Below are 12,642 nucleotides of genomic sequence, written 5' to 3' on the forward strand. Positions count from 1 at the left end.
GCCTGAAACATGAAACTTTAAACTTTAAACAAAAAAACATGAAACACTGGATTGAAGCAGCAAGATTAAGAACATTACCATTATCCGTTTCGGGAATTATAGTAGGAAGTATGTATGCATTGGCAAACCCTACCAACGAAATATTGACACCAACAGACGTTTTTAATTGGGAAATATTTGCTTTTGCGTTATTAACGACTTTGGGCTTGCAGGTACTTTCAAATTTCGCAAATGATTACGGCGATGGGATCAAAGGAACGGATAACGAAGATAGAGTAGGACCAAAACGGGCCATTCAAAGTGGAGTAATTACGCCACAAGCCATGAAAAAAGCTCTGGTAATTACTTCAATATTAACTCTGGCTTCTGCAATATTCCTTATTTATGTAGCTTTTGGAGAAAGCAATCTTGTGTATTCCTTGTTCTATTTGGCGTTGGGAATTATGGCAATCGCTTCGGCAATTCGGTATACAGTTGGAACTTCTGCATACGGGTATCGTGGATATGGCGATATTTTTGTTTTCGGATTTTTCGGATTGGTAAGTACTTTGGGAGTTAATTTTTTGTATTCAAAACAATTGGATTTTGTGCTTGTTTTGCCAGCAATCGCCATTGGATTATTGAGTGTTGGAGTTTTGAATTTGAACAACATGCGTGATCAGGCTTCGGATGCCAAATCAGGGAAGAATACAGTCGTGGTAAAAATTGGCGCCGATGCAGCCAAAAAATATCATTATTTCCTAATTATTTCAGCTATGGTTGCTGTGATTGTTTTTGCCATATTGAGTGATTTTCGTTTTGATCAATATTTGTTTTTATTGGCATATATTCCGTTGACAAAACATTTAGTAACGGTTTCTAAAAATCAAGATCCCAAATTGCTTGATCCCGAATTAAAGAAAGTGGCATTGAGCACATTTTTACTTTCGATATTATTGTCTATATGCATGATTTCATTGATTTCAGACATTTTTGTGAATGTTTTCCTTGGGGGAAGGTAAAGTCAAACGTAATTGAAATATCAAAGTTCTATAGAAATATTTTTTTTTGTTTTTTTATAACTTTTAAAACTTAAGCTAAAATGAAAATAACATTCTACGGCCATTCTTCTTTGGGAATAGAAGTCAGTGGTAAAAGCATATTGGTCGATCCCTATATTTCGGCCAATCCAAAAGCGTCTCACATTGATATTAATACGCTTAAAGCCGATTTTATTCTGTTGACGCATGCTCACGGCGATCATGTTGTCGATGTTGAAACCATTGCCAAAAGTACCGGAGCCTTAATTGTTTCCAATTATGAAATTGCAACTTACTATGGAAACAAAGGATTTCAATCGCATCCTATGAATCATGGAGGTAGTTGGGATTTTGACTTTGGGAAATTGAAATATGTAAGCTCCATTCACTCGAGTTCTTTTCCAGACGGCACTTACGGAGGAAATCCCGGTGGTTTTGTGATAGAAGGCGAACACAAAAACATTTACATTGCTGGAGATACCGCTCTTACAATGGATATGAAACTCATCCCGATGCGAACCAAGTTGGATTTAGCTATTTTTCCAATCGGGGGTAATTTTACTATGGATGTGGATGATGCTATAATCGCTTCTGATTTTGTTGAATGCGATAAGATTTTAGGATGTCACTACGACACATTTGGTTACATCGAAATCAATCACGAACAAGCCATAAAGAAATTTTTTGATAAAGGAAAAGATTTAATGTTACTTGAAATAGGTAGTTTCATCGAATTATAACGATAATAATTTGGAGCTTAATCCAGCTGTCCACTATATCTGTTGTCCTGAACCCCAGGACAACAGGATGCCGTTTCCATCTGGGCTAGGGCTTTCCATGTTTCAAGACAATTTGTTTTAAAATCATATTAATTTTTCAATAATGACCAAAAGGCTTTTTTTATTTATTACATTTCTTTTTACTTCGCTCGTTTTCTCACAACAAGATGGTTATTGGGACAAAAACAGGTCTACAACAAAAGAAATTATAGTTTCAGCAAGAGATCGAATTGTTGTAAAAACAGAAGATTTGCCAATAGGAACTACTGAAGTAGTATATAGAATTACGCTGCTGGATGAAAACCAACAACTTGCAAGCAGTTTGGTTTCGGTTCTAAAATCAATTCCGGATCCAACTGGAATCAGTCAGGGGTCTGCAGGAGCAGTTTTTGTTTTGTCAAAAATATCCGGTGACGACAAATGTAAATACGCAATTTTTTCAACTGAAAATTTAGCTTCAGAGTACAAGGATTCTGGCGAAACAAAAGGATCTTGTGTGGTTCAGGATGAGCCTGTTAGTAAAGATGCCAAGCGTCTTTCTGTAGACAAATCAAGTTGTCTTAATGGAAATTCGTCTGCTTTATGGTTTGGTTTTGAAAGCAAAAACTGGATTATGAAGCAAAAAATCGTTTTGGAAGTCGTTCCCTGGGTTGATAATAAATTAAGTCGTGGATGGAGCATCGAAAATAGAAAAGCGATTATTGACCAATGCAAAACATCTACGATGGCTCAAAAAATGACTAACTCAGATATTTTTTGTGTATGTGTGTTGGAAAAAATTCAAGCCAAATATAAATTCCAGGAATTTCAAAAGCTGTTGGCGATAGAGCGTTCCAAGGTTTTTAAAGATGCTGGTGATAGTTGTTTTGGTGAAACAAGCGTTCCGAGCTCAGTTTATAGTGACCTGCGTAAAGAAGCCTCACTTTTGATGAAAAAGGGTAAATACGGTGAGGCAATTAGCAAATTGGCTGTAATTATAAATGACGGCAAAGCCACTATTTCGGATTATAACTCAATTGGGAGCAGTTATTTATTGACCAAACAATATGGTAAAGCCTTAAGGTATTTGAAAGATGGCGAAAAACTAGATAATACGGAGTTGTTGGTTCAACTGAATTTAGCACACGCTTATTTACTGAGCGATAATTATAAAGAAGCCAAAAAAATCTATAAAAAATATCAAAATCAAAACGTAACGGATTCTTTAAGTTGGGTTCAAAAAACCGAACAGGATTTTAAAGATTTCCAAAAAGTTGGAATTCAAAATGAAGATTTTCAGCGAGTTTTGAAGTTATTAAAAGAATAGTTGATTGTTTTCAATTTGGTGATTTTTGTCATTCCGAGGAACGAGGAATCACACAAGTTGTTCTCATTATGTGATTCCTCGTTCCTCGGAATGACAAACTAGATGACTTTTTTAAATCTAAATAGTATGCAAGCAACCTATCACAAATATATCCTAAACTTCAAACGCCCATCCGGTACTTCCCGTGGTGTTATGACCGAAAAAGAAACCTGGTTTATCGTTTTGGAACAAAACGGTAAAAAGGGAATAGGCGAATGCGGAATCCTAAGAGGTTTAAGTATTGATGACCGTCTCGATTATGAAGAAAAATTACAATGGGTTTGCGCAAATATTCGTCTTGGGAAAGATCAACTTTGGGAAAAATTATTGGAATTTCCTTCAATTCAGTTTGGAATCGAAATGGCTTTTTTGTCTTTGGCTAGCAAAACTCCTTTTTTGCTTTTTCCTTCCGAGTTCACAAACGGAACAAAATCAATCGAAATAAATGGATTGGTTTGGATGGGAAATGAGGCTTTTATGAAGCAACAAATTGAGGAGAAATTAGCGGGTGGTTTCCGATGCGTAAAACTCAAAATTGGCGCTATAGATTTTGATAAAGAACTGCAATTATTGCGCTTTATTAGGCAACATTTTACTCCCGAACAAGTCGAAATAAGAGTCGATGCAAACGGTGCTTTTGATTTAAATGAAGCTTTATATAAATTACATCAACTATCTGAATTTAAATTACATAGCATTGAGCAGCCTATTAAAAAAAATCAACCTGACAGTATGTCAGAGTTATGTAAAACGACTCCTTTTCCTATTGCCTTGGATGAAGAATTGATAGGGGTGTTTACACTCAAAGAGAAAGAAGAATTGTTGCTTAAAATCAAGCCACAATACGTCATTTTGAAGCCAAGTTTTGTGGGTGGATTTCGAGGTACTCAAGAGTGGATTTCCTTAGCTGAAAAACACAATATTGGTTGGTGGATTACTTCGGCCTTAGAAAGTAATATCGGGTTGAATGCGATTTCGCAGTGGACTTTTACACTCAATAATCCAATGCCTCAAGGATTAGGAACTGGTGCTTTATATACCAATAATTTTGATTGCCCTTTGCTTGTTTCAAAAGGGCAGTTGTGGTACAGCAAGGAGCTGAAATGGGATTTTGATATTGATAATTTTTGATTTTCTGACCTAATATGAAAAAGGCTCGAAACGCATCAATCGTTTCGAGCCTTTTTTTGGAAATAATTATATGAATTAATAAGGTAAAACTTTTTCGTTTTTCACTTCTTCTAATAGTTCTGCTACAGCTAGGTAAAATGCGCTACTTCCGCAAACAACACCAATTGCACCTGCAACTGGAGCTAAGGCTTCAATTCCAGAAATTTTTTCAATTGCAAGAACGAAAAATAAAACAGTCAATGATAAAAATACAAATTGCTGTACTTTGCTACCACCCCAGGTTCCCCACCACATAAATGCGGTAAAAATCCCCCAAAGTATTAAGTAACAGCCGAAAAATGGAGCTGGAGTAGTTCCCGCCATTTCAAATCCGGTATTTGGAAAAAGCCAGATTCCAACTAAAGTAAGCCAAAAGAAACCATAAGAGGTAAAAGCTGTTCCAGCAAAAGTTTTTCCGTTTTTGTATGATAATATTCCGGCTATAATTTGTGCGATCCCTCCGTAAAATATCCCCATTGATATAATAACGCCGCTAACGGGGAAAAATCCCAAATTGTGAATGTTTAATAAAATTGTTGTCATCCCAAAGCCCAAAAGCCCTAAAGGTGCCGGATTTGCTGTTTTGTTTTCCATTTTTTTTCTTTTTTTGTTAGTGTTAGTAAATGTTTTTAGTTTACCATGGTTAAAGCGGTAAAGTTGTAAAAATAACATTTATTCTGACATGATAACTATCATGAATAATTGATTTTTTAGGCATTCAAATCCAAGCCAAAAGTTGTTCGTAATAATTCAATATTTGGATTTAGTTCCAAAAGACGGTTGTAGCGATCTTGGTCGGTAAAAGTTCTTCGGATTTCGATACTTTCGTTTACGGTTACCTCAATGGTGATATCGTGATTGTGCAAATGTCCACGTAAATGTCCCAAAAGACCAATCATTTCACTTTCAAAATCTAATTTGGATCCTTCATTGGGTAATTCAAAAGAGATTTTTGTACCGTTTAGTTTTGGATCGTTAATTAAGAGTAAGGATTCCATTATTTTGTATCCTTTGCTTCCCAGGCGTTGGGCGTATTTTGTCCATTGCAAAAGCATTTCGGTTTCCGTAAAGGCTTCGGTAGGCAAAACGCTGTTGTCTTCTTTTACGAACCCTTTTATATTTTCTTCTAAAGATTTTTTGGCTCGAATACTGGAAAGTGACAAAGCCGAAAATTTAGGTTCGTTGCTTGGAGTACTTGGAGGGACAGAATTTTGGATTTGCGGTTTTTCCTCAGGAACTACATTTGTTTGGGAAACTTCTGGCTTTTGAATATTTACATTGTCATTGTCATTGCTATTGCCATTGACATTAATATTGTTGTTTTCTTTTTTGGCTACTTCAACAATAGAATAATCGTTTCTTCGGAAATAAGTAGGAGGAATTATAAATTGGTCAACTTTTTTTTTTCTCCATCAAAAGTGATAGAGGCAAGTTGCATCAGGCAAAGTTCGATAAGTAATCTTTGGTTTTGGCTGGATTTGTATTTCAAATCACAATCATTTGTGATGTCGATTCCTTTTAATAAAAAATCCTGATTGCATTTTTGCGCCTGAATGCCATACATTTTTTGTGCTTGTTCACCAACTTCCAATAATACGAGTGTCGCAGGAGTTTTGCAAACCAATAAATCTCTGAAATGAGTGGCTAGTCCCGAAACAAAATGATGACTATCAAAGCCTTTGGATAAAATATCATTGAAAGCCAATAATAAATCTGGGATTTTATTTTCCAAAATTAAATCCGTAACGGAAATATAGGTTTCGTAATCCAAAACATTCAAATTTTCGGTTACGGCCTGACGGGTTAAGTTGTTTCCGCAGAAAGAAACTACTCGGTCAAAAATAGATAAAGCATCACGCATTGCACCATCCGCTTTTTGAGCGATAATATGCAAAGCATCATCTTCAAAAGAAACGCCCTGGCTTGAGGCTACATCGGCAAGATGTTCTTTTGCATCTTTTACGGTAATTCTTTTGAAATCAAAAATCTGACAACGTGATAAAATCGTTGGGATGATTTTGTGTTTTTCAGTGGTAGCCAAAATGAAAATGGCGTGTTTTGGCGGTTCTTCCAATGTTTTCAAAAAAGCATTGAAAGCGGCTGATGACAACATGTGCACCTCGTCAATGATATATACTTTATATTGCCCGGTTTGTGGTGGAATACGAACTTGGTCAATCAAATTTCGGATGTCATCAACAGAATTGTTGGAAGCGGCATCTAGTTCAAATACATTGAATGCAAAATCTTCGTTGGGATCATCATATCCTGGCTGATTTATTTTTCGTGCCAAAATACGGGCACAGGTTGTTTTGCCTACACCACGTGGCCCTGTAAACAAAAGTGCCGAAGCTAAGTGGTTGTTTTCTATAGCGTTGAGCAGCGTGTTGGTAATCGCTTTTTGTCCCACAACATCTTTAAATGTTTGCGGACGATATTTACGTGCCGATACTACAAATTGTTCCATGTATTTATTTATTCGAAAGCAAATATAGAACTTGAAAAATCAAAAAGCAATTAATTTTTTCAAGGTTTTGTTTTCTTTAAAAATTGATTTGAATTCGATTTTAAGAGAATATTTGTGTATTTTCACTTTGAATTTGAAATTCAATACTTTAAAATAGTTTCTTCAATGAATTCTACTAAAGCGATTGTCATTATTGGAGGAGGATTGGCCGGCTTAACTTCGGCGATACATTTGTCTAAAATTGGGTTGAAAGTTGTTTTAATTGAAAAAAATGAGTACCCAAAGCATAAGGTTTGTGGTGAATATATCTCCAATGAAATACTACCATATCTCAATTGGCTTTCGGTTGATTTGTCTCAATTAAATCCCACACAGATTACAAAATTAGAATTTTCGAATGCAGATGGTGAATTGATAAGTTGTGATTTGCCACTTGGCGGATTCGGTTTGAGTAGGTTTGCTCTGGATGCTTTTTTGTTTGAAAAAGTTGTCGAAAATGGTTGTGAAATCGTTCAGGATCAAGTCGATAATGTTGTTTTTGAAAACAATATTTTTACTGTTTCAACATCTAATAACAGGATTTTTACTTCCGAAATTGTTATTGGTGCTTTTGGTAAACGATCCAATATTGATTTAAAATTAAATAGGAGATTTAGCAGAAAAAAATCGCATTGGCTTGCTGTAAAAGCACACTATTTGGTCGATTTTTCTAATGAAGTGGTGGGTTTGCATAATTTTGAAGGAGGATATTGTGGAGTCTCAAAAGTTGAGAATAACAGTGTGAATATTTGTTATTTGGCGAATTATGAAACTTTTAAAAAATATAAAAACATTGAAGAATATCAAGATCAAGTTTTAATCAAAAATCCACATTTGAAATTAATTTTTGAGAAAGCAAAAATGGTCTTTGATTCCCCGTTGACGATCAGTCAGGTTTCATTTGATAAAAAAGAAACAGTAGAAAACCATATTCTGATGATTGGTGATTCGGCAGGTTTAATTCATCCTTTATGTGGCAACGGAATGGCGATGGCTATTCACAGTGCTAAAATTGTTTCGGAATTGATAAGTGATTTTTATGTCGGAAAAATAAAGTCCCTGGAAGAATTAGAACAAAAGTATATTGAAGAATGGAGAGTTAATTTTGATAAAAGGATAAGAATTGGTCGTGTTTTGGCTTTTTTAATGCAAAAAAACACGTTTTCTGTGTTTTTTATAAAAATTTTGATTAAATTACCCTTTTTAATACCAATTATAATAAAGCAGACACATGGAAAGCCTATTTCTGTGAAATAACCTAAGAGAGGGATAGTTATTTTGATTTTATTCAAAAAAAAAGAATTGAATTTTTAATAATCAAAAAGTGCTTGTAGATACCAAACATAGGATAGATAGTCCTGAAATAATGGATGATTTTGAATTAAAAGGCGTTGTCCTGTTACAGGCATTGGATAAAATCGCGAAGATTAATCAGTTTTTGGGTGGAAATAGATTGACTAGGAGAGGAGTTGAAAAGTTACTCGAAAAGGAACCTGTTTCAAATCGAATTACAATTTTGGACGTAGGCTGTGGCAATGGAGATATGTTGCGGAGATTGGCAGATTTTGGTTTTCAAAATAAATTAAATCTAGAATTGACCGGAATTGATGCCAATGCGTTTACTGTAAATTACGCTGTTGATTTGTCAAAAAAATATACCAATATTAGTTATCGTTGTGAAGATGTTTTAAGTCAATCTTTTTGTGAATTAAAGTTTGATATTATCCTTTGTACGTTGACTTTACATCATTTTAAAAATCAAGAAATTATTAAATTATTGACGTTATTTGATAAGAATTCCAAACTTGGTTTTGTGATAAATGATTTGCATCGAAATGCGGTTGCTTATCGATTGTTTCAGTTGCTTTGTTTTGTTTTTAGGCTAAATGAAATGTCGCGAAAAGATGGTTTGATTTCGATATTGAGAGGATTCAAAAAGGAAGAATTGATTGCTTTTTCGGAACGGCTTAATTTTAAGAAATACAGTATTCATTGGAAATGGGCTTTCCGTTACCAATGGATTGTGCAAAAATAAAATGTTTTTTAGTTTTAGAATAAAACCCCAAAATCTAAATTAATGAGCGTAAAAATAAAATGTGTTGCCAAAGAATTACCCTCGTTTTCAAAAACTACAGAGGAAATTATTCCTTTTTTGGATATTTGGCTGAAAGGTCAGGAAGAGCGTTTTATTCGAAAAGTAAAAAAAATATTTGAAGGAGCCGGAGTCGATAAACGGTATTCTATAATGAGTCCAATAGATGTTTTTGAAAAAACTTCTTTTGAAGAAAAAAACAACATTTATTGTAAAGAGGTTGTCAATTTGGGAGAAAAAGTCCTTAGTAAAGCTTTGAAAAAAGCGCAATGGCTTCCTGAAGATTTGGATTATATCATCACTGTGAGCTGTACAGGGATAATGATTCCCTCGCTTGATGCTTATCTGATAAACAGTTTGAAATTGAGACCGGATATTGTTCGGTTGCCGGTTACTGAAATGGGTTGTGCTGCCGGGATTTCAGGGATTATTTATGCTAAAAAATTTCTTCAAGCAAATCCGGGTAAAAGGGCGGCCGTTATTGCTGTTGAAAGCCCTACAGCAACATTTCAATTAGATGATTTTTCGATGGCAAATATTGTGAGTGCGGCGATTTTTGGAGATGGTGCGGCCTGTGTTTTGCTTTCTTCTGTTGAAGAGGAGGAAGGACCGGAAATAATAGCTGAAGAAATGTATCATTTTTATGATAATATTCACATGATGGGATTCAATCTTACGAATTCTGGCTTACAGATGATTTTGGATGTTGATGTGCCCGAAACGATTGCTTCTCATTTTGGCGATATTATTCATCCATTTCTAAAAAAAAATAATTTAAAAATAGGGGATATTGACCATTTAATTTTTCATCCTGGAGGGAAAAAAATTGTTCAAATCGTAGAAGATCTTTTTTCAGATTATGGAAAAGATATAAACGATACGAAGGAAGTTTTGAAATTGTACGGAAATATGTCAAGCGCAACTGTGCTGTATGTCTTGGAACGTTTTATGGATAAAAATCCAAAAAAAGGAACTAAAGGGTTAATGCTGAGTTTTGGACCTGGGTTTTCGGCTCAAAGGGTGTTGTTGCAGTTTTAGGATTTTAAAAAGTTAGCCACAAATTACACTAATTGTCACTAATTTTTTTTATAAATAAAAATTGAATTACGCGAATTTTATCAGTTTTTGTGATTCGTGTAATTAAAACGAAATATAATTTGTGACAATTAGTGTAATTTGTGGCGAACTAGAATATGAACAATAATTGAATGGAAAAAAAAGAAATAATTTCAAAATTACCGTATTGCAAACCTTTTTTGTTTGTCGATGAAATCATTAAAATCGATGAAGATGGAGTAGAAGGGGAGTACACTTTTGATGAAAATCTGGATTTTTATAAAGGGCATTTTAAAGAAAAACCGATTACCCCAGGTGTGATTTTAACAGAAGTTATGGCTCAGATTGGAGTAGTTTGTTTGGGGATTTTTTTACTAAATGAAAACTTTAATTCAAATATTTCAATTGCTTTAACATCAACTAATATTGAGTTTTTAAAACCCGTATTCCCGAATGAAAAAGTAGTTGTTGTTTCTAAAAAAATATATTTCAGATTTGGAAAACTAAAATGTGAAGTTAGTATGAAAAACCAAAAGAATGAAATTGTTTGTAGCGGAACAATTTCTGGGATGATTGCTTAATAATGTAATTATAAATGAAGAACCGCGTTGTAATAACTGGCATGGGTATAGTTGCTCCAAATGGGGTTGGACTTGATGCATTTTTACATTCGGTAAAAAACGGAATTTCGGGAATTAGGCATTTTGAGGAATTGGAAAAATTGAAATTTTCCTGTCAGATTGCCGGAAAGTCTGAGGTTTCATCGGAATTGGCTTTGAATTATTTTTCGGAATTAGAGCTTAAAAATTTTAATTCAACAGGTATTTTATACGGTGTAATTGCGGGAATTGATGCGTGGAAAGATGCTGGTTTGTCAATCGAAAAATCTGGTGAACCCGATTGGGAAAGCGGAACTATTTTTGGTTCAGGAACTTCGGGGATTGATAAATTTCGGGAGAGCATTTATAAAATTGACGAAATGAAAGTCAGAAGTTTAAGTAGCTCCACAGTAATTCAAACAATGAATAGCGGAGTAAGTGCTTATCTGGCGGGAAAATTAGGTTTAGGAAATCAGGTAAGTACCAATTCCTCAGCCTGTACAACTGGAACAGAAAGCATTCTTATGGCTTATGATCGAATACAATCTGGTCAGGCGAAGAGGGTTTTGGCGGGAAGCACCAGTGATTCCGGGCCGTATATTTGGGGAGGATTTGATGCTATGAGAGTTTGTACTTCAAGTTATAATGCTTCGCCAGAATTAGGGTCAAGACCAATGTCTGCAACGGCTTCTGGCTTTGTGCCAGCGAGTGGAGCCGGCGCTATGGTTTTGGAAGATTTGGAAACGGCATTGGCAAGAGGAGCAAAGATATATGCCGAAGTTTTGGGAGGTAATTTAAACTCCGGAGGACAAAGAGGGTTAGGTACATTAACTGCGCCAAACCCTGTGGCTGTTCAAAAATGCATTCAAAATGCGATAAAAAACGCTGGAATCCTTCCTGAAGATGTTGATGCTATTAATGGGCATCTTACAGCAACTTCCAAGGATAGTCTTGAGGTTCTGAATTGGAGTTTGGCATTAAATAGAAATGGAAAAGATTTTCCTTATATAAATTCGTTAAAATCAACTGTCGGGCATTGTTTGTCGGCAGCCGGGAGTGTAGAAAGTGTGGCGAGTGTTTTGCAATTGTATCACGGATTTGTTTTTCCGAATCGAAATTGCGAGGATCTTCATCCGGAAATTGCTGATATTGTGGATGTGTCAAGAATTCCGCTTAAAATGATTGAAAAAGATTTGAAAATTATTTTGAAAGCCAGTTTTGGATTTGGGGATGTAAATGGTTGTGTGGTTTTTAAAAAAATGGAAGCATAGTAATTGAGCATTTTTATTAATTTAAAAAAAAAGTTTTATGGACAGAGAGGATACATTAGAACTACTAAAGAGTATTGTTAAGCCCTATATTCAAGATCAAGAGGCTTTTGATGCTATTTCTGAAGAGACGGATCTCGTGAATGATTTGAAGATAAACTCGGCAAATTTGGTTGATGTTGTATTGGATATAGAAGAAAAATTTGATATTTTAATTGATAATGAAGCAATGAAAAAAATGGTTACAGTAAAATCAACAATTGGAATCATTGAGGATGAATTGGTAAAAAGATGATAGGAAATGATATAGTTGTGATAGGAAATGATATAGTTGATCTTGATTTGGCTCAGAGTGAGAGTAATTGGCAAAGGAAAGGTTTTCTAGATAAAATTTTTTCTCAAGATGAAAAACGGCTCATTCTTACTAATTCCAATCCTGAACTCATGGTTTGGAATTTATGGAGCAGGAAGGAGGCTGCTTATAAAATTTACAATCGGATTACAGGAATAAGGGAATATTTTCCGTTGGGATTGTGTTGTAATTATGAGAATAATCAATCGGGAACTGTTTCTATCGAAGGATTTGTTTTTTATACAAAAACGCAAATTGAAAAAGACTACGTTTATACAATAGCGGTTTCCGAAGTTTCAATTTGGAATAAAATAAAAGTTTTGAATTCTTTGGAAAGTATAAAAAAAGAAAACGGAATCCCTTATATTTTGAATAATTTTTCAAATACAATTAATCCCGTTTCTATTACGCATCACGGCCGTTTTCTTAGAGTGATAACCTGTGAATAATGATTTT

The 12,642-nt window shown here is 34.7% G+C and carries 14 protein-coding genes; 11 read left to right on the forward strand and 3 right to left on the reverse strand.

Translation table 11 applies throughout. The features are described from left to right. The first annotated feature begins 38 nt into the window (after window positions 1–38). The 4 genes from menA to EM308_RS11640 all read left to right on the forward strand — a co-directional run bounded on the left by menA (window position 39) and on the right by EM308_RS11640 (window position 4,274). Entirely contained in the window at window positions 39–1,001 is a 963-nt protein-coding gene (gene menA / locus EM308_RS11625) for a 1,4-dihydroxy-2-naphthoate octaprenyltransferase (protein ID WP_035639476.1), read from the forward strand. Window positions 1,002–1,081: 80 nt separating this feature from the next. Further along, window positions 1,082–1,759: a metal-dependent hydrolase gene (locus tag EM308_RS11630; RefSeq protein WP_035639473.1), complete on the forward strand. Its 678-nt coding sequence runs from the start codon at window positions 1,082–1,084 to the stop codon at window positions 1,757–1,759. A gap of 142 nt (window positions 1,760–1,901) precedes the next feature. Then, a complete protein-coding gene (locus EM308_RS11635) occupies window positions 1,902–3,104 on the forward strand; it encodes a tetratricopeptide repeat protein (protein WP_035639470.1) in 1,203 nt (400 codons plus the stop codon). A gap of 126 nt (window positions 3,105–3,230) precedes the next feature. Then, window positions 3,231–4,274, forward strand: coding sequence for an o-succinylbenzoate synthase (locus tag EM308_RS11640; RefSeq protein ID WP_035639467.1), 1,044 nt, complete (start codon window positions 3,231–3,233; stop codon window positions 4,272–4,274). Window positions 4,275–4,349: 75 nt separating this feature from the next. On the opposite strand, the gene EM308_RS11645 is transcribed toward EM308_RS11640, so the two are convergent. The 3 genes from EM308_RS11645 to dnaX form a co-directional block, all read right to left on the reverse strand. Then, window positions 4,350–4,907, reverse strand: a complete 558-nt coding sequence (locus EM308_RS11645) for an acetate uptake transporter (RefSeq protein WP_035639491.1) — start codon at window positions 4,905–4,907, stop codon at window positions 4,350–4,352. 116 nt (window positions 4,908–5,023) lie between these two features. Beyond that, on the reverse strand, window positions 5,024–5,476 hold the full coding sequence (locus EM308_RS11650; protein WP_035639466.1) for a hypothetical protein: 453 nt from the start codon (window positions 5,474–5,476) through the stop codon (window positions 5,024–5,026). A gap of 218 nt (window positions 5,477–5,694) precedes the next feature. Beyond that, window positions 5,695–6,780 carry a DNA polymerase III subunit gamma/tau gene (gene dnaX, locus EM308_RS11655; RefSeq protein ID WP_035639465.1) on the reverse strand — a complete coding sequence of 362 codons (1,086 nt, stop codon included), beginning with the start codon at window positions 6,778–6,780 and terminating at the stop codon, window positions 5,695–5,697. Window positions 6,781–6,945: 165 nt separating this feature from the next. On the opposite strand from dnaX, the gene EM308_RS11660 reads away from it, so the two are divergent. The 7 genes from EM308_RS11660 to EM308_RS11690 all read left to right on the forward strand — a co-directional run bounded on the left by EM308_RS11660 (window position 6,946) and on the right by EM308_RS11690 (window position 12,635). Continuing rightward, window positions 6,946–8,076, forward strand: coding sequence for an NAD(P)/FAD-dependent oxidoreductase (locus EM308_RS11660; protein WP_051877865.1), 1,131 nt, complete (start codon window positions 6,946–6,948; stop codon window positions 8,074–8,076). 67 nt (window positions 8,077–8,143) lie between these two features. After that, window positions 8,144–8,854, forward strand: a complete 711-nt coding sequence (locus EM308_RS11665; RefSeq protein WP_035639462.1) for a methyltransferase domain-containing protein — start codon at window positions 8,144–8,146, stop codon at window positions 8,852–8,854. Between the two features lie 42 nt (window positions 8,855–8,896). After that, window positions 8,897–9,949 carry a type III polyketide synthase gene (locus EM308_RS11670; protein WP_035639460.1) on the forward strand — a complete coding sequence of 351 codons (1,053 nt, stop codon included), beginning with the start codon at window positions 8,897–8,899 and terminating at the stop codon, window positions 9,947–9,949. A gap of 170 nt (window positions 9,950–10,119) precedes the next feature. Beyond that, window positions 10,120–10,548, forward strand: a complete 429-nt coding sequence (locus tag EM308_RS11675) for a 3-hydroxyacyl-ACP dehydratase FabZ family protein (protein WP_035639455.1) — start codon at window positions 10,120–10,122, stop codon at window positions 10,546–10,548. A gap of 14 nt (window positions 10,549–10,562) precedes the next feature. Beyond that, window positions 10,563–11,837 (forward strand): beta-ketoacyl-[acyl-carrier-protein] synthase family protein, encoded by a 1,275-nt coding sequence (locus EM308_RS11680; RefSeq protein ID WP_035639453.1) that lies wholly within the window; start codon window positions 10,563–10,565, stop codon window positions 11,835–11,837. Between the two features lie 37 nt (window positions 11,838–11,874). Next, window positions 11,875–12,129: an acyl carrier protein gene (locus EM308_RS11685; RefSeq protein ID WP_035639450.1), complete on the forward strand. Its 255-nt coding sequence runs from the start codon at window positions 11,875–11,877 to the stop codon at window positions 12,127–12,129. Continuing rightward, window positions 12,126–12,635 (forward strand): 4'-phosphopantetheinyl transferase family protein, encoded by a 510-nt coding sequence (locus EM308_RS11690; protein ID WP_231926269.1) that lies wholly within the window; start codon window positions 12,126–12,128, stop codon window positions 12,633–12,635. Before EM308_RS11685 ends, EM308_RS11690 begins: the two co-directional genes overlap by 4 nt. The last annotated feature ends 7 nt before the right edge of the window (window positions 12,636–12,642 follow it).

This window comes from Flavobacterium gilvum (genome assembly GCF_001761465.1).
Classification (GTDB): Bacteria; Bacteroidota; Bacteroidia; order Flavobacteriales; family Flavobacteriaceae; genus Flavobacterium; species Flavobacterium gilvum.

What these genes read in the sequence shown, in the direction of transcription:
- menA (WP_035639476.1), top strand. Translation starts at nt 39, where the DNA reads ATGAAACACTGGATTGAAGCAGCAAGATTAAGAACATTACCATTATCC.
- EM308_RS11630 (WP_035639473.1), top strand. Translation starts at nt 1,082, where the DNA reads ATGAAAATAACATTCTACGGCCATTCTTCTTTGGGAATAGAAGTCAGT.
- EM308_RS11635 (WP_035639470.1), top strand. Translation starts at nt 1,902, where the DNA reads ATGACCAAAAGGCTTTTTTTATTTATTACATTTCTTTTTACTTCGCTC.
- EM308_RS11640 (WP_035639467.1), top strand. Translation starts at nt 3,231, where the DNA reads ATGCAAGCAACCTATCACAAATATATCCTAAACTTCAAACGCCCATCC.
- EM308_RS11645 (WP_035639491.1), bottom strand. Translation starts at nt 4,907, where the DNA reads ATGGAAAACAAAACAGCAAATCCGGCACCTTTAGGGCTTTTGGGCTTT.
- dnaX (WP_035639465.1), bottom strand. Translation starts at nt 6,780, where the DNA reads ATGGAACAATTTGTAGTATCGGCACGTAAATATCGTCCGCAAACATTT.
- EM308_RS11660 (WP_051877865.1), top strand. Translation starts at nt 6,946, where the DNA reads ATGAATTCTACTAAAGCGATTGTCATTATTGGAGGAGGATTGGCCGGC.
- EM308_RS11670 (WP_035639460.1), top strand. Translation starts at nt 8,897, where the DNA reads ATGAGCGTAAAAATAAAATGTGTTGCCAAAGAATTACCCTCGTTTTCA.
- EM308_RS11675 (WP_035639455.1), top strand. Translation starts at nt 10,120, where the DNA reads ATGGAAAAAAAAGAAATAATTTCAAAATTACCGTATTGCAAACCTTTT.
- EM308_RS11680 (WP_035639453.1), top strand. Translation starts at nt 10,563, where the DNA reads ATGAAGAACCGCGTTGTAATAACTGGCATGGGTATAGTTGCTCCAAAT.
- EM308_RS11685 (WP_035639450.1), top strand. Translation starts at nt 11,875, where the DNA reads ATGGACAGAGAGGATACATTAGAACTACTAAAGAGTATTGTTAAGCCC.
- EM308_RS11690 (WP_231926269.1), top strand. Translation starts at nt 12,126, where the DNA reads ATGATAGGAAATGATATAGTTGTGATAGGAAATGATATAGTTGATCTT.